The following is an 18,916-nucleotide window of genomic DNA, read 5'->3' on the forward strand; positions in this document are numbered from 1 at the left end:
CGTCAGGCTGGCCCGGCGCCTTCGGCCCGGGCCAGCTCCTGCTCCTGCTCCAGAGCCCGCGCGCGCCACAACCACGCTGCGCCATAGAGCGCGGCGAGCGCCAGGATGGCGGCGAGCGGGCCCCAGGCTTCGGCCAGGCTCGCCCCCATCTGGTTGAAGCGGATGAACAGGTGCATCGCCGCCGTTGCCGGGGAAAGCCAGGCGAGCGCAGCCAGCCAGCCGGGCATGGCCGACAGCGGCCAGGCAAAGCCAGCCAGGAACACCAGCGGCACGGACGTGGGCATCAGCAGCTTGAGCGCATCGTCCCCCCGCCGGAACAGGCTGCCCAGTGCCAGCCCGAGCGCGGCCACCGCCGCCGCGAACACCGGCAGCGCCAGCAGCAGCCCGGCCATGTTCCCCGCGCGCGGCACATCCTGGATCCAGAACGCGAAGCCGAACACGAAAGCCCCGGCCAGGACGCCCACCAGCACCAGCGCCGCCCAGGTGCCCAGCGCGGCGGCCAGCCAGTCCCCACCGATCACCGCGCCGCGCCGGCGCCGTTCGGCAATCAGCCGCGCCCCGGCAAACAGCAGCGTCTGTTGCAGGATCACGTTGGCAACGGCCGGAAACACATAGTCGCGATAGCCGCCGGTGGTGTTGAACAACGGCTGCACCACGATCGGACTGGCCGCGCCGCGCACGCCCTTGTCGAGGCCAAGGCGTTGCGCGGTATCGGCGGCCACTTCGCCCAGCGCCTTGGCTATGGTTTCGGCGCGGACGAAATAAGTGCCGTTGACGATCAGGGCGATGCCCGCCCCCGGCTTGCCGGTCTGCGCCACGGCGGAAAGCCCGCGCGACAGCACCAACACCCCTTCGGCGCGGCGCTGCTCCAGCACGGCGCGCGCCGCGGCCACATCGGGCGCGCGGGCGATCACGTTCACCGCATGGGTTTCCCCCAGCCGCCGCACCACCAGGCGCGACAGGGCGCTGTCATCCTGATCGACCACCACCACCGGCATCGCCTCGGCCGCCTGGCGGGAATAGGGCGCGGGGTAATAGAAGGCGTAGAACAGCACCGAGACCACCGCGAGCGAGAGCAGTTCGCGCGAGCGCAGGATTTCCCACAGCGTGGTCTCGCAGGCGCGCCACACCGCCTTCATCGCGCGCGCACCACCAGCCACAGCCCCAGTGCGCCGGGCACCAGGGGATAGAGTAGCAGCGCGCCCGCCTCGGCCAGCAGCGGGCGCGCCGCCGCGCCCATCACCGCATCCATCTGCAAACGCAAGCCGTGGGTCAGCGGCAGCGCGGCATTCCACACCCGCACCAGCCAGGGCGATCCGTTGATCGGCAGAGAGGCGCCGGAATAGGCCAGCGCCGACCCCGCGACGATCACCGCGCCCGACAGCGCCGTGGCCGGCTCTCGCACCAGGGCCAGCAGGAACAGCGCGATCGAGACCGTGGCGGCAAACAGCAGGGCATAGCCCCCGACCAGCGCCAGCACGCCGCCTTCCACGCGATAGCCACGCGCCAGCACCAGCCACAGCAGCCAGGCCGTGGCCAGCGCGGTGCCCGCGCCGACATGGGGCAGCAGGCGGCCCACGACCTGCCCGGCCGCGCCCGGCGTAGTGCGGACAAACGCGGCGAAAGAGCCATCCTGCAACAAGGGCGTCAGCGCGCCGATTGCAGTGACGGCAATCGCCAGATGGAGAATGCCAGGCCCCAGCAGCAGGCCCAGATACCATTCCAGGCTGCCGGTGGGATTGCCGAGCAGCGCGACATGGACCCCCGGCAAGCGCGCCGTATAGAGCCCCAGCCGCGCCGCCGGACCGGCCGCCAGGGCGCTGGCCACGGCCAGTTCGGCGCTGGTCTGCGCCACGGCGCCGGTCGCCAGGAACTGCGCGGCATAGAGCACTTCCACCGGCGCTGCACCGGGGCGGCGCAGGCCGGTTGCCACGCCGCGCGGCACCACAACCACGGCCACCGCGCGTTCCTGGCGCAAGGCGGAAAGCCCCTGCCCGATCTGCCCGGTCACGGCAACGACGCGCAGTTGCGGACTGGCGGCGAGATCGCGCACGATCGCACGCGCCAGTGGCCCGCCATCGCGATCGACCACCACCACGCCCAGCCCGCGCGGCGATCCGGCAAACAGCATGGCCGCCATCAGCGCCAGCATCACCGCCGGCACTACGGTCAACAGCGCCAGGTCCAGCCGGTTGTGGCCCAGGCGATCCACCTCTGCACGAAATCCGGCGGCAATGCTCATTGCGGCCAGGCGAACAGCACGCTCATCCCGGGACGCAGGCCCGCCACGGCCTCGGCCGGGCGCAGCCGCACCTCGATCGCGTGCACGTCATAGCCGCGCGTGGCGCGGGTGGCGCGCTGCGTGGCAAATTCGCCCTGCGGCGCGATGCGCGCCACGCGGAAGCGCACGTTGCGGCCCAGCGCCGGCACTTCACCGACCAGCACCCGGCCCGGCGCCATGCCATGATAGATGTCTTCGGGCAGGTTGACGCTGACCCAAGGGTGATCCACGTCGATCACCTGCAAGGCTGGCAGCACCGGGCTGACGAGTTCGCCCGGCTGCACCAGGCGCCGCGCCACTTCCCCGCCGATCGGCGAGACCAGCCGGGTTTCCGCGCCCAAGGCACCCGCAGTGGCCGCGCCGGCCGCGGCGATGCGCACTTGCGCGGCGGCCAGGGCCTTGCTCGCCGGGCGCGGGCCGGCCAGCAGCTTGGCATACTGCGCGCGCGCCGCCGCCGCCGCCTGCGCGCTGCTGTCGCGCGCGGCATGGGCTTCGTCACGCCGCTGCGCCGCGATCACGCCCTGGGCAAACAGGCGATCGGCCCGCTCGCTGGATGTGCGCGCCAGGTCTGCCGTCGCCTGGGCCGCCAGCCAGGTCGCGCGGACCGAGGCGATATCCTCCGCCCGCGCGCCTTCATCGGCCAGTGCCTGGGCCGCCTTGGCGCCATCGAGCGCGGCCTGCGCCTGCGCCTGGCCATTGGTGATTTCCGGGCTGGAGAGGCGCGCCAGAACCTGGCCGGGCTGCACCCGGTCGCCCTCTTCCACAGTGATCGCATCCACCCGCGCGAGCGCCTTGGTCGCGACGTTGATGGTGTCTGCGTCCACTTCGCCCTGAAGCGGGGGATCGGACGGACGGGCTGCGAGCCACAGGCCGATCGCCAGCAGCACGGCGACCAGCGCCAGGCCGAGATAGAGCCAGCGTCGCTGCCGGGGAGAGGGTTGCGCGGTCATGGTGTCTGGGGCTCCGGCAGCAGGCGCACGTCGGCCGTGGCAATCGCGTCGTCCAGCCGGTCGAGCCGGCCCGAGGCGGCCAGCAAGCCGGCGAGCGCCAGATCGTATTCATAGGCCGTGGCAATGCGCTGGGTGCGCGCGGCCGAAAGCGCGGCCTCGGCGCCCAGCACGGCGGTGAGCGTGCTTTCCCCTTCGGCGAACGAGACACGGCGCACCCGCAGGTTTTCCTGCGCGGCGGCGAGGCTCGAATCGAGCAGCACGAACGAGCGGCGCGCCGCCTCGGTCAACGTCCAGGCCCGGTGCACGGCGGTTTCGCCGACGCGACGCGCCTCGCGCGCGGCATCCTGCGCGGCGGCCTCCTGTTCGCGCGCGGAGGCCAGCAGATGGCCGCGATCGACATTGGACAGCAACGTGATGCGCGCGCCCACGCCGACCACCCAGTCCGGCTCGGTCGGCAGGGCGTGATCGCGGTTGAAGTTATAGGCGCCAAAGGCAAAGGCCTGGGGCCGATAGCGGGCGCGGGCCAGTTCCACCCCGGCCTTGGCGACACCGGCGCCGGCGTCCGCCTCGCGCGTGCGCGGCAGGCGATCCCCGTCGACATAGCTGTCCACCGGCTCCAGCGCGCGGGTGCGCACGAACAGCGGCGTGGTCGGCTGCACGCTGCCGGCCTCCAGCGTCAGGGCCAGTTCGTCCTGCGCGGCGGCTTCCTCCAGCAGCGCGCGCTGATAGGCCCGCTCGGCGGTGTCGCGCGCCACGCCTGCTTCCAGCGTGGTGGCATGCGGGGTGACACCGGCCTGTTCGGACTGCGCGACATCGCGTGCCAGGCTGGCGAGGGCATCGCGGGATTCGCGCGCCGACAGCGCCAGGGCATGGGCCGCCATCTGGCCGAAATAGACCCGTACCAGATTGAGCCGCGCGGTATCGCGGGCGCTGGCCACCCGTGCTTGCGCCAAGTCAACCCCGGCGGCGGCGGCATGCTGCACCGCCGGTATCGCGCCGCCGGAATAGAGCGGCAGCACGCCCTGGACGGTGGGATTGAACACCTCGTCGCGATAGCGATAGGTGAGCGAGTCCGGGATTGCCGAAAAGAGGCCCGGCAGTGCCTGCGATATGCGTCCGACGATGCCGCTGGCAATCTCCTGGAACGCGGGCGGCAACTGCCCCGGCAGCGCCGAAAGATAGCCATCGACCCCTTGCAGGGTTTCCTGCTTGGGGCCGGAGAGATCGACGCTGAGCGTCTTCTGATAGGCCAGATATTGCGCCGAGGCGGTCACGATCGGGCGGTGCATCGTTGCCACGGCCGCCTGCACTTCGCGTGCAGCATTGACGCCATGCTGCACGCCCGACAGCGCCGGGGAGGCGTGCTCCAGCCGCTCCTGCGCGTCGGCAAAGCTCAGCGCCAGAGCCGGGCCTGGCGTCTCCGTAGCCGCCTCTTGCGCATGGCCTGAACCGGCGGTGGCGATCGTGCCGCTTGCCGCCCACAGCAGCAGTACGGCGCCCCTGTTCACATTGTCCGTCTCATTCTGCCGCAGCCCCCTTGCAGCGTGGATTCGCGCAGGCCTCACGCCCGTGCAAGCCGCCTTACGCGCAAAGCCGGCAGTGGTTCCTGCGCGCGATCAAATTGGCCGGTCGCATCGCCGCCGGTCACACAGGCGCCGGTCAGGCAAAGCGGGCCAGATCGAACGGCGCGAGCGGCACGGCGGGCGTGGCCCCGTCGATCAGTGCCGTCACCAGATCGGCCGTCACCGCCGCCAGCGTCAGGCCCAGGTGCTGATGGCCAAAGGCATAGAACAGATTGTCGGCACCCTGCGCCCGGCCGATCGCGGGCAGATAGTCGGGCAGCGTCGGGCGGCAGCCCATCCAGCGTTGGTATGGCCCGGTGATCGGCAGGCCAAGATCGGCGACATGGCGTTCAAGCCGCGCCCACTTGCGCGGATCGGCCGGAGCATCGGGGTGCCCCAGTTCGACAAAGCTCGCTGCCTGGACCGTGTCGCGATAGCGGGTGACGATCATTGATCGCTCCTCGAACACCACCGGCGGCAGATCGGCGGGCCAGCCAGTTTGCTCGTCGCGGATTTGCGCCCGGATGTGATAGCCGCGCTCGGCGATCATCGGCACGGCATGGCCCAACCGCTCTAGGATCGCGCGCGAGCGGACCCCGGCGCAGACCAGCACCTGGTCCACCTCCACCCCCGCGATCGCGGCGCTCCCCCCGGCCACGCGCACGGCCGCCTTGGCCTGCACCCGCTCGCCACCGCGCGCGGCAAAGGCCTGGTGCAGCGCCTGGCGCAAGGCACCAAGGTCAGCGATCTGGGCGGTGCCGGCAAAGCGCACGGCGCCGGCCACCGGCGCGCGGCACAGCGCATCGATGCGCGCGCGGTCTGCGTCGGAGACGGGCTGCACACTGGCCGTGCCGGTCTGTGCCGCCTGCCACGCGGCCGTGCCGGCCTGCGCCGCCGCCGCGCCATGCCAGGCCACGAAATGGCCCTCTTCGCGCAGCAGGTCTTCCGCGCCGATGCGCTGGGCAAGCGCACGCCAGGCCGGCAGCGCCTGCGCCATCAGCGGCGCCATCGCCGCGCAACCGGCCCGGAAGCGCGCCGGGCGCGACGCGGCGAGCAGGCGCAGCCCGAACGGCAGCCAGTGCCTCACTGCGCCAGGCGGAAAGGCCAGCGCGCCGCCGCGCAGGAACAGGCGGCTGGGCAGAGAGCGCAAGGTCTCAAGCGAGGCCAGCGGCTCCACCTGCTCGGTGGCAATATGCCCGGCGTTGCCCCACGAGGCCGCCTGCCCTTGCGCGTCGTCATCGAGAAGGACAACGCGGTGCCCAGCCTCCAGCAGGGCGATCCCCGTGCACAGACCCACCACGCCGCCGCCGACAACCCCGATTGCGCTCACGAAAACTCCATTGCATTAGTCCGACTATTTCGTATACCATATATCAATCACGCTAGTTGCGCACAAGATCGTATCTGGCGATACCACCCGCGCTTGCCGACGCGAGACGCTTCGCAACCCTTGTACCCCCATCCAGAGGATCCCATGCTCGGACCGCGCAAATCCCTGACCGATCTGACCCAACGCACATCCGGGCACGCCCTGGCCAAGACGCTGAGCTGGCCGCACCTGATCGCGCTGGGGGTGGGCGCGATCGTCGGCACGGGCATCTATACCCTCACCGGCGTCGGCGCGGAACGGGCCGGGCCGGCCGTCATCCTGGCCTTCGCCATTGCCGGCGCGGTCTGCGCCTGCGCAGCCCTGGCCTATGCCGAGATGGCAACGCTCATCCCGGCGGCGGGCAGCGCCTATACTTTCAGCTATGTCGCGCTGGGTGAACAGCTCGCGTGGATCGTGGGGTGGAGCCTGATCCTGGAATACTCGCTGGCCTGCTCCACCGTGGCGGTAGGCTGGTCGGGCTATCTTGTCGGATGGATCGAATCCGCCGGCATCCACCTGCCGCACATGCTGCTGGTCGGCCCCCACGGCGGCGGGCTGGTCAACCTGCCAGCCGTGCTTGTCGCGCTGGGCGTGATGGGCCTGCTGGTGGCGGGCACGCGCGAAAGCGCCACGCTCAACATCGTGCTGGTGATCATCAAGCTGGTGGCGCTGTCGATCTTCGTGATCATGGCCCTGCCTGCATTCCAGGGCCATAACCTCCACCCGTTCATGCCCTATGGCTTTGGCAGCACGGAAATCGGTGGGGAAAAGCGCGGGGTGATGGCGGCGGCGGCCATCGTGTTCTTCGCGTTCTACGGGTTCGATGCCGTGGCGACCTCGGCCGAGGAAGCCAAGAATCCCGGCCGCGACCTGACCATCGGCATCGTCGGCTCGATGCTGGTCTGCACGCTGATCTACATGGCCGTGGCCATTTCCGCGATCGGCGCCCTGCCGTTCCAGCAACTGGCCAACTCGCCCGAGCCGCTCGCGCTGGTGCTGCGCAGCCTGGGCCAGCCGATGGCCGCGCACCTCATCGCCCTGGCGGCCGTGATCGCGCTGCCTTCGGTGATCCTGGTCATGATGTATGGGCAAAGCCGCGTGTTCTTCGTGATGGCGCGCGACGGGCTGCTGCCCCGCGCGCTCGCCACGATCAGCCCGCGCACCGGCGCGCCGGTGCGGATCACGCTGCTGACCGGGATTTCCATCGCGATTGTCGCGGGCATCTTCCGCCTGGACGAGATCGCCGAACTGGCCAACGCCGGCACGCTGATCGCGTTCATGGCCGTGGGTGCCTGCCTGATGGTCCTGCGTCGCCGCGCCCCCGAACTGCCGCGCCTGTTCCGCTGCCCCCAGCCGATGCTGGTGGGCACGCTGACGATCCTGGGCTGCGCCTATCTGCTGCTGAGCCTGCCCAGCGCCACGCTGGTGCGCTTTGCCGCGTGGAACGGGCTGGGGCTGGCCTTCTACCTGCTCTACGGCCGCCGCCACAGCGACGCGGGACGAGCCGAGCGCCAGGCCTGACCTGAAAAAAGCCCCGCTGCGCAAGGCTGGTGCAGCGGGGCTTTTCGCGTCGAGAATGAGGCGCTTACGTCACCTGAAAGCCGGACCAGAACGGGTCTTCGCGGTCGATCCAGATCGTGTTGAAGCCGGTCGCGACTGCCGAACCCTCGATCGAGGGAATGATCGCGGGCTGGTCGCCCAGCGTCACGGCCTGCTCCACCCGGCCGGTGAAACGCGAGCAGATATAGCTTTCGTGGACGAAGCTGTCGCCCACCGCCAGCTTGCCCTGCGCGGCAAGGTGCGCGAGCCGGGCCGACGTGCCGGTGCCGCAGGGGCTGCGGTCGATCGCCTTGTCGCCATAGAACACCGCGTTGCGCCCATCGGCGCCTTCGTGCTTGGGCTTGTCGGTCCACAGCACGTGGCTGACGCCGCGAATGGTGGGATCGAGCGGATGCACCGGCTCGAACTTTTCGCGCACCGCCGCCCGCACCCGGTTGGACAGTTCGATGATCCGCGCCGCGCCCAGATCGTCCAGCCCGGTATAGGCGCCCTGCGGCTCGACAATGGCGTAATAGTTGCCGCCATAGGACACGTCGACCGACAGCGACCCGATGCCCTCGATGTCCACCGCGATGCCGCGCGCGGCGACATAGGAGGGCACGTTGGTGATCCGCACCGAGGTGACCTTGGCCCCTTGCGTTGCATAGGCGATGTCGATCGTGCCGGCGGGCACTTCCACTTTCAGGCGGCCCGGCACGGCCGGCTGGATCAGCCCGTGTTCCAGGCCGAACGTGATGATCCCGATCGTGCCGTGGCCGCACATCGGCAGGCAGCCGCTGGTCTCGATGAACAGGATGCCGATGTCGTTGGCCGGATCCACCGGCGGATAGAGAAACCCGCCCGACATCATGTCATGCCCGCGCGGCTCGAAGCACAGGCCGGTGCGGATCCAGTCGAACCGGGCCAGGAAATCCTGGCGCCGCTCCGACATCGAGGCCCCCTTCAACAGCGGAGCCCCGCCCGCAACGAGGCGGACGGGGTTCCCTGCGGTATGGCCATCGATGCAAAAGAACGTGTGGCGCATCCCGTAAGCCTTACGCCAGTTCGGCGACGGGCGTGGGGGTGAGGTCAGGACGGGTTGCCGCCGCCTTTTCGACCATGGCGATCACTTCGGCGCGGCGCGCGCCCTGCAACACATAGCGCGGCGGCAGCACGCGCTCGGAACCACGGCCCATGACCTGCTCGGCCAGCTTGATCGACTGGACCAGATCGTGCTCGGCATCGAGGTGCAACAGCGGCATGAACCAGCGATAGATTTCCATCGCCTTGGCATGGTCGCCGCGCTGGAACGCATTGACCAGTTCCACCGATTCCTTGGGGAATGCGTTGGTGAGGCCCGAAACCCAGCCCTGCGCGCCCAGGAACAGGCCTTCCAGCGCCACGTCATCGAGCCCGGCAAACAGGACATAGCGATCGCCGAATTCATTGCGGAAATCGGTGAAGCGGCGCGTATCCGGCGCGGATTCCTTGACCGCGACGATGTTTTCCACGTCGACCAGCGCCGCCAGCACGTCCTTGTCGATCACGGTGCGATAGGCCGGCGGGTTGTTGTAGAGCATGATCGGCAGGCCCATGCTCTGCGCCACGCCCTTGAAATGCGCGACCAGTTCATGCGCCTTGGGCACATAGACCATCGGCGGGAGCAGCATGATGCCATCGGCCCCGGCCTTTTCGGCCGCCTGGGCATAGCGCACGGCGCGGCGCGTATCGTATTCCGAACAGCCGGTGATCACCGGCACGCGGCCATCGACGACTTCGACAATGGCTGACAGCACCTGGACCTTCTCGTCGTATTCCAGCGAGTTGTTTTCGCCCACCGTGCCCAGCGCGATCACGCCGGTCACGCCGTCGCGGATCAGGTCATCGACCACGCGCTGGGTGTCGGCCAGATCGATCGACAGATCCTCGCGGATCTGCGTCGTGACTGCCGGGAACACACCCTTCCAACCGATTGCCATGTAATTTCGTCCTGATATCGTTTGCTTGAAATATCGTATACTATATTTTTCACGAGTGCGCAACGACTCATTTGCTTGCGCTGTCAGAGCGCACTCGCCCCCTGGCCAGAACCGACAGGATATCCTGGTGCAAAGCCACGGGAATGCGCAATCCTTCCTGGGCCGATCGCGCCCGCGCGACAAGCCGGCGGGTGCCTGGCAAGCGGGCACCTTGGCCCTCGATTGCGGCAAACAGCGCCTCGGCGCGCTGCAAATGGGCCTCTACACCCGCGCCGAGAAATCCGGCAGGGTCGATGGCCAGGATCAGTTCCCCGCCGATCGGCGAGCCGCCGCGCCCGGCATCGGCGGCCAGCGATTCCGCGCTGGTCATGTCCCCGATCAACGGCCCGGCGATCAGTTCGACCATGGCCGCGAGCGCCGAGCCCTTGTGCGCGCCGAATGTGCGCATCGCGCCATCGAGCACGGCGGCCGCATCGGTGGATGGCTGGCCCTGCGCGTCATAGCCCCATTCGGGCGGAACAGGCTTGCCCGCGCGGCGGTGCAGTTCGATCTCGCCGCGCGCCACGGCGCTGGTGGCAAAGTCGAACACGAACGGCGCCCGGCCCGGACGCGGCCAGGCAAAGGCGATGGGGTTGGTGCCGAACACTGGCCGGGTGCCGCCTTCCGGCGCGACCCAGGCATGGCTGGGCGTGAACGCCAGCGCCACCAGGCCTTCGCCCGCCAGCGCTTCCACTTCGGGCCAGAGCGCGGCAAAATGCACGGCGTTGGTGATGGCCATGGCGGCAATCCCGTGGCGCCGCGCCTTGTCCACCAAGAGCGGCAGCCCGCGCGCGAACGGCAACTGGGCAAAGCCGCCCTGCCCGTCCACCCGCACCAGCGCCGGCGCCGGTTCGCTCACCTGCGGCACCGCCGCGCAGGCCACCACGCCACGCTCGATCGAATTGGCCGCCACCAGCAGGCGATAGAGCCCGTGCGACGCGCAGCCATCGCGCTCGCCAGCCACCATCGTCTGCGCCACGGCCGCAGCATGATCGGGCGCCAGCCCCCAGGCCGACAGCACCTGGCGGGCCAGGGCATCGGCCTCGTCCAGAGTCAGCGCGACCGTTTCGTCCGCTGCGCCGCTCATGCCTTTGCTCCGGCGGCGGTTTCGCCAGGCTTGGCGGTGACCACCCGCACTCCGAACACCGGCCCGGCCGAGCTGCGATCGGCGGGCACGAAGCGCACCTTGACCCGATCCTTGCCCCGCGTCAGCGCTTCGGGCAGTGGATAGTCCACGTCGAAGAACGCGCCGGGATGATCGTTGTCCAGCGTCTGCGTGGCGATCCGCACATTGTCGACCAGGATGTCGAACGTGCGCGCCCGCTCGCCGCCCCAATAGCTGGCCTGCAACACCAGCGGCCCCGGCTTCACTTTCATGGCGAACTCGAAATAGCCGCCAGATCGCGCATCGCGGCCGTTGCGGCCACGATAGACAACCGGATAGGAAATGTCGGAGGTCAGCCCATGGTCGCGCTCGGGCTGCATTTCGCCCAGGTGCATCACGTCGATGGAGCGCGCGGCCAGATCCTTTTGCCGCGCCTGCTCGGCCAGGAATGCGGCCTGCTCGGCTTTCCACCCCGCTTCGCTGAAGCGCTTGAAGTAGACCGCGCTGCGCCGGTCATACTGGCTGAAGAACGGCACGAAGGTCAGGTCTGCCGGCCGGATCAGCCCTGTGGTGTGATAACGCGGCCGATCGGAAACCATCGGCGCGAACGCCGCCAGCGGCGTCTCGCCGACCATCGCTGGGTCCACCCCGGCCCATGGCGCTTCGGCCGGGCCCAGGTCTGCGGCCATGACCAGCGGCCCGCGCAGCACCGCCACCGTATCGGTCGATCCAGCGGCATTCTCCAGGCGCAAGTCCAGCGGCAGATTCAGCGTGACCACGTCGCCCTTCTTCCACGCGCGGTGGACCAGGGCATAGCCGTTGGTCGTGGCCACCGGAACCGGCAGTCCATTGACCGCCAGGCTGGCCTTGCCGTCTGCCCAGGCGGGAATGCGCAGCGCCAGGGCAAAGCGGCCCTGCTTCACCGCATCGAGCGAAAGGCGCACCTCCGGCTTGAACGGATAATCGGTGTCCAGCGTGGCCGTGACACCCTTGGCTTGCCAAGTTGCCGTCGCGGGGATGTAGAGATTGACGAACAGGGTGTCGTCGCCTTCCCAAAAGATCGAATCCCCGTGTTTGGCATGGCTTTCCATGCCCGAGCCGACACAGCACCAGAACACGTCCTCGCTCGGCCCGGAATATTCGCGCGCCGCCCCGCTCATCAACGGCGTCATGTAGGTAAACCCGCCGGTCGCCGGGTTCTGCGCCGCCATCACATGGTTGAGATGCGCACGTTCATAGTAATCGAACAGCGCCCCATGCGGCTGCCAGCCATAGAGATGCCGGGTCAGCTTGAGCATGTTATAGGTGTTGCAGTGCTCGCAGGTGGACTCGGTGAGGTGCAGCGCGATGCTGTCCGGCTCGAAGAAATACTCGCGATCGGCGTTGCCGCCAATGACATAGCTGTGATGCCCGGTGACCCGCTCCCAGAAGAAGCGCGCGGCACGGCCCGGATCGTCCTTGCCGGTCAGTTCATGGATGCGCGCCAGCCCGATCAGCTTGGGCACTTGAGTATTGGCGTGAAAGTTGGCGAGCTTATCTTCCTGCGCCACCAGCGGGCCGAGCACGCGGTTGTCGAAAATGCGCTCGGCCAGACGGATCCAGCGCGGATCGCCGGTCTGGGCATAGAGCTGGGCATAGCTTTCGTTGATGCCACCATATTCGCAGTTGAGCATGTCCTGCAATTGCTGGTCGTCCAGCGCGGCAAAGACCTTCTCGAAATAGCTGGCCAGACCGATGGCGACGTCGAGCGCCTGGGCATTGCCCCAGGCGGCATGGACATCGAGCAACCCGGCAAAATACTTGTGCACGGTGTAGAGCGGAGACCACGAACCGTTGAGATCGAAGCCGCCGGACTTGATCTGCCCCCGCATCACTTCGGGAAAGATCGCCTCGCCATCGATTATGGCGCCGTCCTTGGTCTTGCGCCCCAGCGCGCCGAAATAGCCATCGTGCCGCTGCGCCTGGCACAGCGCCAGTTCGCCCACGATATAGTCGGCGCGGCGGCGGCATTCGGCATTGCCGGTCTGCTGCCAGGCCAGCACCAGCGCAGTCATATAGTGGCCCAGCGAATGCCCGGCGATGGTATCGGATTCCCATCCGCCATAGATCGGCGCCTTCGGTTCCAGCCCGGCATACTTGCGGAAATTGTGCAGAAAGCGATCGGGGCTGAGCGACAGCAGGTAGTCCACGTTGACGTCCACCGCCGTGGCATAGACCGAGGGACGCAGGCGCACGTCTTCCAGCGGCAGCGGGCGGGCGCGCAACGGCACCTTGGGGGCAACCACGGCCGCCCATGCCTTGAACGGAACCGAACAGATTGCCAGGCTGGCAACCCCTGCCAGCCACTGGCGCCGATTGGCCTTCATGCCCTCAGAACTCCTAACGAATATCGTATACGTTATTGATACAAGGGTGCCAAGGTGAGTCAACCCTCGCCCCTGCATGCCCATGGCAGCAAGACCAACCGATCAGGTCAAAAGCCATATCATATATCGTATAATCTTCTTGACGCTCCTGTGGGTGCTCGCCATGAAATGGGCGATCACGGCCGGTCGATTGTTGATCACGACCTGTCCGCCAGACTCCAAGGACCGTCCATGAAGCGCCCGCTCACGCCCCTGCCCCTTGTCGCCCTGGCCTTGGCGGTGGCATCCACCGTGCTGCCCCTGGGCGCGACTTGCGCGGCAGACGAGAGCGCACCGCCCCAGCCGGCGCCCGCTTATCCCCCGATCCAGACCACGCCGCTGCGCACCCCGACGTTCGACCTTGCCCTGCGCACCGACACGCAGACCCTGGCTCACCTCTCGCCACTCGGCACGACCGGCTTCGATTTCGTGCCCGCCGGGCGGGAAGCGGAACGCGCGGGTGATGGCTATGTCCATATCGGCGACATCCATATCCGCCTGCGCACGCCGGGCGGCGATTGGCGCGATTTCAGTTCGGCGCACGCACGCCGGCCGCTCGCCGCGCTGCCCGGCGGCCGAGGGATATTGGCCGCGGCAGACATCACCGCATCCCTTGGCGCGGGCCTGCCACTGCGCGTCGAGCGGCGCTGGGTAAATGACCACGGCGTGCTCGCGCTGCGCTTCACCCTGGTCAATACCGGCGCCGTGCCGGTGGAAATCGGCGGGCTCGGCCTGCCCATGGTGTTCGACAACATCATCCGCGATCGCGATCTTGACCAGGCGCATGCCCAGGCCAGCTTCGTCGATCCCTATATCGGCCGCGATGCCGGCTATCTTCAGGTCACGCGGCTCAATGGCCAAGGTCCGGCGCTGCTCGTGCTGCCGGAAAAGGATACTCCGCTCGAAGCCTATCGCCCGGTGCTCGAAGCGCGCTCTGCCCCTGCCGGCGATATCTTCACCGATCGCAGCCCGCGTTCGCAGGTCTCCGAAGGGTTCTATGACTGGACCATCGCCAGCAAGGGCTTTGCCGAGCGCGAATGGGCCAAGGCGGGCGAGCAGTGGAACGTGCCCACCAGCTTCACCCTGGCGCCGGGCGCGGCGCGCACCATCGGCCTGCGCTTCATCACCGCGCCGTCGATCCGGGCGATCGAAGACACGCTGGTGGCGCATCAACGTCCGGTTGCGGTCGGCATTCCCGGCTACGTCGTCCCGACAGACCAGACCGCCAGCCTGTTTCTCAAGGCGCCCAGCAAAGTGGTCGCCATCACCAGCGAGCCGGCCGGCGCCCTGCGCGCCACGGCGGAGGCCGCCGGCCATGGCTGGGCGCGCTATCGCATCCAGACCAGCGGATGGGGCCAGGCGCGGCTCACCGTCGCCTATGCCGACGGGCAAAAGCAGACAGTCAGCTATTACATCACCAAGCCGCTCGATCGCGTGATGGCCGATCTCGGCGCCTTCACCACCACGCAGCAATGGTTCGAAGGCAAGGGCGATCCCTTCCACCGTTCGCCCGCGATCCTCTCCTACGATCACCAGGACCATCGCATCATCACCCAGGACGCCCGTGTCTGGGTGGCGGGGATGAGCGACGAAGGCGGTGCTGGCTCGTGGGTCGCCGCCGCGATCAAGCAGCTCGACAATCCCGACCCGGTCGAAGTCGGCAAGCTCGAGCGGCTGGTCGATGAAACCGTGCTCGGCACGCTCCAGATTGCCGACGGTCCCCATCAGGGCGGCGTCAAGAAAAGCATCTTCTATTACGATCCGCAGCAGTTCCCCGGCTATTATGATCCGTCGATCAACTGGAAGACCTGGACCTCGTGGTCGCGCAAGGATGCCGAGGATCTCGGCCGATCCTACAACTATCCCCATGTCGCGGTCGGCCACTGGCTACTCTATCGCCTGGCCCGCAACACGCAGGGGCTGGTTCACCAGCACGACTGGCGGTTCTATCTCGACTGGGCCTATCGCACCACGGTGGCGATGATGCGCGACGCGCCCTATTATGCCGAATTCGGCCAGATGGAGGGCGACGTGTTCCTCGACATCCTGGCCGACTTGCGCCACGAAGGCCTGACCGCGCAGGCGGACGAAGTCGAACGCCTGATGAAAGCGCGCGCCGATCATTGGCGCGGGATGAAGTATCCGTTCGGCAGCGAAATGGCTTGGGACTCCACCGGCCAGCCCGAAGTCTATGCCTGGATGCGCCATTTCGGCTATCAACCGCAGGCCGACGTCACGCGCGAGGTGATCCTGGGTTATGATCCCGCGATTCCCAGTTGGGGCTATAACGGCAACGCGCGGCGCTATTGGGATTTCCTCTATGGCGGCAAGGTCTCGCGCATCGAGCGGCAGATCCACCACTATGGCTCGGCGCTCAATGCCGTGCCGCTGTTCGACGCCTTCCGCCAGAACCCGTCAGACCTGCACCTGCTCCGCGTCGCCTATGGCGGGATGATGGGCGGCATCACCAATATCGCCCAGGACGGCTTCGGCTCGGCCGCGTTCCATTCCTGGCCCGACATGATGCAGTGGGATGCGCTCACCGGCGACTACGGCATGGGGTTCTATGGCCATGCCATTGCCGCCGCCACCTATCTCGTGCGCGATCCGCAGCTTGGCTGGCTGGGCTTTGGCGGCGACGTGACGCCTCAGGGCAAGGTGATCGGCATCGTGCCGCGCGACGGCGCGCGCCGCCGCCTGTTCATCGCGCCGGCCGGCCTGTGGATCACGTTGCAAGAAGGCCATATCCAGCGCGCGACCTATGACACCGGCAGCGGCGAGGTCACGCTCATGCTCGATCCTGCCAGTGCCACCCAGCCGGTCGCCCGCCTCATGGCCGAAACCACCACCACCAGCGGCAGGCCCTACGCGGTCACCAGTGGCACGCTGGAACGCGGCGGCTATACCATCCCGCTCGGCACCAGTCCGGTTCAAGTCGCGCTGAAGCCACGGTGATCGCGCAAGCCGAAGCGGTGCGCCGTCTGTCCTGACCCCCATCAACGCCCCACTCGCGCAAAATCCTGCTTTCCGCCCGAGCCGCGACGTGCCATGCGCTTTTAGGAAAGAATTTTTCCCAATTGACGGATTTTGCATGATGCGCGGCAACCAAGGCGAAGAAGCACTTGCGATCGGCAAGCGGTTGCGCGCCATCCGTCGTGCACAAAACGCCACGCTAGCCGATGTCAGTGCGCGGGCCGGCGTTTCGATCTCGGCCTTGTCCAAGATCGAGAACGCCCAGATTTCCGCCAGCTACGACATTCTCAAGCGCGCCTGCGACGCTTTGGGCGTGGGAATCGAAGACATCGTTTCGGCCACGGCCAAGAGCCAGCTTTCCGGGCGCAAGACGGTGACGCGGCGGGGCGAAGGCGAACAGTTCCGCTCCGATCAATATGACTATCGCATCCACGCCAGCGAGATTTCGAAGAAGGCGATGATCCCCTTCGAAATGGTCATCCGCGCCCGCAAGGTGGAGGATTTCGACCACTGGAGCGAGCACGAGGGCGAAGAATTCGTCTATGTGCTAGACGGCGCGATCGAGATTCACACCGAACACTATGCGCCTTTCCGCCTGGCGGCCGGGGAAAGCGCCTATTTCGACAGCAGCATGAAGCACCTCTATCTCGCGGTGGGCGAGGCCGATGCGCGCGTGCTGTCCATCTCGCACGATCCCGCCACGGCCGAGAGGCGGCCGGTTTCCACCTATATGCATCCCTCCACCCGGCAAGTGCCGGCCTAGCCGTAGAATTCGGGCGCCAGGCGCATCTGCTGGATCGCCACCGGATCGTGGAACAGCAGCATCGTGGCGTCGTGTTCGCGCTGCACCGCCTTGAGCCGGCGGATCGCGGCGAGCGCGGCCATGTCGTCGCAGCATTCGCCCGGCAGAACTTCATCGGCGAAATTCTCGGCCAGGTCACCGGCATCGAATGGAAGGATCACCGTGCCGGTCTGCGGCAGGGTAACCACCGCCGATTGATGGCCCTGGGTGTGGCCGCGCGTATCGATCAGCGCCAGCCCGGGCATCGCTTGCCAATCCCCATCGCGCAAGTCCCAGTCCAGGCCCGGCAGGTCATAGTCGGAACGGATATAGGCCAACCCCGGATCGGCGGCAAAGGCGTGGTCGTATTCGCGCCGCTGCACCGAAATGCGCGCGTGAGTCAGTTGCCCGAGATAGCCGCAATGGTCGTAATGCAGGTGCGAGAGGATGACATGGCCGATATCGTCCAGGCCAATCCCGATCTGCGCCAGTTGCTGTGCCATGTCGTGTACCGGCCGCACCACCGGCGGGGTCATGCCATACTGGCCAAAGCAGGCGTGGCGGCGCACGGGATCGGTGATGTTGTCGGGGTTCATCCCGCCATCGAGCAAGACCCAGCCATGATCGGTGTCGAGCAGATAGGCACAGACCGGTTCGCTCAGGATGAAGCGCTGGCCCAAGTTGCGGGTGGAAATCGTCTTGGGCAGGATTTCAAAGCCACAGAGCAGCACGAACAGCCGGCGCACGGCAGTGTTGGGGGTCATCACGATTGCTCCCTGGGCGCTACCTCGGGCAGCGCCAATGCTGCCATGGCAAGGCCGCAGCCAGCCAGCAGGACATAGCCGATCCAGCCCGACATGCCGAAATAGATCGCGGGGGCGAGGAAAGAGAGCAGCGAAATCGCCTGCCCGATCACGCCCGAAACCCTGCCCTGGCGGTTGCCGCCGGCCTCGGCGCCCGCTTCGGCCAGCGCGGGCAACTGGGCCATCGCCACCGCGCCCAACCCGCTGAACGCCAGCAGCCAGGCAAACAGCGCAGCACTAGCCAGTGCCAGGCTGCCGCCCGGCCAGAACAGCAAGGCCTGCGCAAGGGCGCCCGCCATGGCCAGGCCCGCAAACAGCACGCGCCGCCGTCCGGCCCGCGCCAACACGGCGCCCGCCGCCAACCCGCCCAACATCATCGCCACGCCCTTGGCAGCGGCCACCACCGTGGCGGATTCCGCCATCGATGCACCATGCACCCGTGCCAGCCAGGCCGGCGCGACCAGGCTGGTGCCATAGGAAATCGCCGATGGCACAGCCACCGCCAGCGCCAGCCGCAGCACCCGAGGCTCGCGCAGCACCAGGGCAAGCTCGCGCATGGCAGCAGCCCGATCAGGCAAGCCCGCCATCTGCACCAGATGGGGAAGCGCCAGCGCGCAAAGCCCCAGGATGCCGAGCAAGGCGCCGTGCAGCGCGAGTGGCTGCACCCAATGCCCTGTCTGGGCAAAAGGTGCGCCCAGCACCAAGCCGAGGGCAAAGCCGGCCGGCGCATATGTGGACCACAGTGCCATGGCCCGCACCTGCCGGGCGCCACCATAGGCTGCGGCCAGCAGCGCGGGTGCCGCGACGCTGATCCCGGTAAACGCCAGGCCCGAGAGCAGCAACGCGGCATAGAGCGCGGACGAGTTGCCGCCCGCCACGGCCAGCGCATCGGCGAGTGCCCCCGCCAGCCCGGACCAGACCAGCACCCGCCGCGCGCCTAAGCGATCGACCAGCGCGCCGCAGGGCACGGCCAGCAGCGCCGATGGCAGCGAAAACAGCGCCAGACCCTGCCCGATCTGCGCCGCAGTCAGCCCCAGCGCCTTGGCCAGATCGAGCGTCAGCGCCGCGATCACACCCACTTGCGCCATGCTTGCCAGCGTCAGCGCATAAGCCAGGGCGAGCACGGACCA

14 protein-coding genes are annotated in these 18,916 nt (G+C 67.9%); 3 read left to right on the top strand and 11 right to left on the bottom strand.

Annotated features, from left to right (window positions below; genetic code table 11):
• Positions 1-2: 2 nt before the first annotated feature.
• The 5 genes from IE191_RS06505 to IE191_RS06525 all read right to left on the bottom strand — a co-directional run bounded on the left by IE191_RS06505 (position 3) and on the right by IE191_RS06525 (position 6,123).
• Positions 3-1,139, bottom strand: a complete 1,137-nt coding sequence (locus IE191_RS06505) for an ABC transporter permease (protein WP_191323528.1) — start codon at positions 1,137-1,139, stop codon at positions 3-5.
• Positions 1,136-2,242: an ABC transporter permease gene (locus IE191_RS06510; protein ID WP_191323529.1), complete on the bottom strand. Its 1,107-nt coding sequence runs from the start codon at positions 2,240-2,242 to the stop codon at positions 1,136-1,138. Before IE191_RS06510 ends, IE191_RS06505 begins: the two co-directional genes overlap by 4 nt.
• Positions 2,239-3,231 carry an HlyD family secretion protein gene (locus IE191_RS06515; RefSeq protein WP_191323530.1) on the bottom strand — a complete coding sequence of 331 codons (993 nt, stop codon included), beginning with the start codon at positions 3,229-3,231 and terminating at the stop codon, positions 2,239-2,241. The genes IE191_RS06510 and IE191_RS06515 overlap by 4 nt, the downstream gene beginning before the upstream one ends.
• The gene (locus IE191_RS06520) at positions 3,228-4,739 is read right to left on the bottom strand and encodes a TolC family protein (protein WP_229815144.1); all 1,512 of its coding nucleotides are present in this window, start codon (positions 4,737-4,739) and stop codon (positions 3,228-3,230) included. Before IE191_RS06520 ends, IE191_RS06515 begins: the two co-directional genes overlap by 4 nt.
• A gap of 151 nt (positions 4,740-4,890) precedes the next feature.
• Positions 4,891-6,123, bottom strand: coding sequence for an NAD(P)/FAD-dependent oxidoreductase (locus tag IE191_RS06525; protein WP_191323531.1), 1,233 nt, complete (start codon positions 6,121-6,123; stop codon positions 4,891-4,893).
• A gap of 144 nt (positions 6,124-6,267) precedes the next feature.
• Between IE191_RS06525 and IE191_RS06530 the strand changes: the two genes are divergently transcribed.
• Positions 6,268-7,683, top strand: coding sequence for an amino acid permease (locus IE191_RS06530; RefSeq protein WP_191323532.1), 1,416 nt, complete (start codon positions 6,268-6,270; stop codon positions 7,681-7,683).
• 64 nt (positions 7,684-7,747) lie between these two features.
• Here IE191_RS06530 and IE191_RS06535 read toward each other — a convergent pair whose 3' ends face one another.
• The 4 genes from IE191_RS06535 to IE191_RS06550 all read right to left on the bottom strand — a co-directional run bounded on the left by IE191_RS06535 (position 7,748) and on the right by IE191_RS06550 (position 13,190).
• On the bottom strand, positions 7,748-8,746 hold the full coding sequence (locus tag IE191_RS06535; RefSeq protein ID WP_191323533.1) for a 4-hydroxyproline epimerase: 999 nt from the start codon (positions 8,744-8,746) through the stop codon (positions 7,748-7,750).
• 10 nt (positions 8,747-8,756) lie between these two features.
• The gene (locus IE191_RS06540; RefSeq protein ID WP_191323534.1) at positions 8,757-9,680 is read right to left on the bottom strand and encodes a dihydrodipicolinate synthase family protein; all 924 of its coding nucleotides are present in this window, start codon (positions 9,678-9,680) and stop codon (positions 8,757-8,759) included.
• 67 nt (positions 9,681-9,747) lie between these two features.
• Entirely contained in the window at positions 9,748-10,806 is a 1,059-nt protein-coding gene (locus IE191_RS06545) for an Ldh family oxidoreductase (protein WP_191323535.1), read from the bottom strand.
• Complete coding sequence (locus tag IE191_RS06550) at positions 10,803-13,190, bottom strand: glycoside hydrolase family 127 protein (RefSeq protein ID WP_191323536.1); 2,388 nt, start codon at positions 13,188-13,190, stop codon at positions 10,803-10,805. The genes IE191_RS06545 and IE191_RS06550 overlap by 4 nt, the downstream gene beginning before the upstream one ends.
• Positions 13,191-13,421: 231 nt before the next feature.
• Between IE191_RS06550 and IE191_RS06555 the strand changes: the two genes are divergently transcribed.
• The gene (locus IE191_RS06555; RefSeq protein WP_191323537.1) at positions 13,422-16,184 is read left to right on the top strand and encodes a DUF5695 domain-containing protein; all 2,763 of its coding nucleotides are present in this window, start codon (positions 13,422-13,424) and stop codon (positions 16,182-16,184) included.
• Between the two features lie 136 nt (positions 16,185-16,320).
• Positions 16,321-16,965 (top strand): helix-turn-helix domain-containing protein, encoded by a 645-nt coding sequence (locus IE191_RS06560; RefSeq protein ID WP_191323538.1) that lies wholly within the window; start codon positions 16,321-16,323, stop codon positions 16,963-16,965.
• Here IE191_RS06560 and IE191_RS06565 read toward each other — a convergent pair.
• Both IE191_RS06565 and IE191_RS06570 read right to left on the bottom strand, forming a co-directional pair.
• Entirely contained in the window at positions 16,962-17,747 is a 786-nt protein-coding gene (locus IE191_RS06565; RefSeq protein WP_191323539.1) for an N-acyl homoserine lactonase family protein, read from the bottom strand. The genes IE191_RS06560 and IE191_RS06565 overlap by 4 nt on opposite strands.
• On the bottom strand, positions 17,747-18,910 hold the full coding sequence (locus tag IE191_RS06570) for an MFS transporter (protein WP_191323540.1): 1,164 nt from the start codon (positions 18,908-18,910) through the stop codon (positions 17,747-17,749). Before IE191_RS06570 ends, IE191_RS06565 begins: the two co-directional genes overlap by 1 nt.
• Positions 18,911-18,916 lie beyond the last annotated feature (6 nt).

It is taken from the genome of Novosphingobium pokkalii, from assembly GCF_014652855.1.
Lineage (GTDB): Bacteria > Pseudomonadota > Alphaproteobacteria > Sphingomonadales > Sphingomonadaceae > Novosphingobium > Novosphingobium pokkalii.

Coding starts and splice junctions, on each gene's coding strand:
- IE191_RS06505 (WP_191323528.1), bottom strand. CDS start 1,139: ATGAAGGCGGTGTGGCGCGCCTGCGAGACCACGCTGTGGGAAATCCTG.
- IE191_RS06510 (WP_191323529.1), bottom strand. CDS start 2,242: ATGAGCATTGCCGCCGGATTTCGTGCAGAGGTGGATCGCCTGGGCCAC.
- IE191_RS06515 (WP_191323530.1), bottom strand. CDS start 3,231: ATGACCGCGCAACCCTCTCCCCGGCAGCGACGCTGGCTCTATCTCGGC.
- IE191_RS06530 (WP_191323532.1), top strand. CDS start 6,268: ATGCTCGGACCGCGCAAATCCCTGACCGATCTGACCCAACGCACATCC.
- IE191_RS06535 (WP_191323533.1), bottom strand. CDS start 8,746: ATGCGCCACACGTTCTTTTGCATCGATGGCCATACCGCAGGGAACCCC.
- IE191_RS06540 (WP_191323534.1), bottom strand. CDS start 9,680: ATGGCAATCGGTTGGAAGGGTGTGTTCCCGGCAGTCACGACGCAGATC.
- IE191_RS06545 (WP_191323535.1), bottom strand. CDS start 10,806: ATGAGCGGCGCAGCGGACGAAACGGTCGCGCTGACTCTGGACGAGGCC.
- IE191_RS06550 (WP_191323536.1), bottom strand. CDS start 13,190: ATGAAGGCCAATCGGCGCCAGTGGCTGGCAGGGGTTGCCAGCCTGGCA.
- IE191_RS06555 (WP_191323537.1), top strand. CDS start 13,422: ATGAAGCGCCCGCTCACGCCCCTGCCCCTTGTCGCCCTGGCCTTGGCG.
- IE191_RS06560 (WP_191323538.1), top strand. CDS start 16,321: ATGATGCGCGGCAACCAAGGCGAAGAAGCACTTGCGATCGGCAAGCGG.
- IE191_RS06565 (WP_191323539.1), bottom strand. CDS start 17,747: ATGACCCCCAACACTGCCGTGCGCCGGCTGTTCGTGCTGCTCTGTGGC.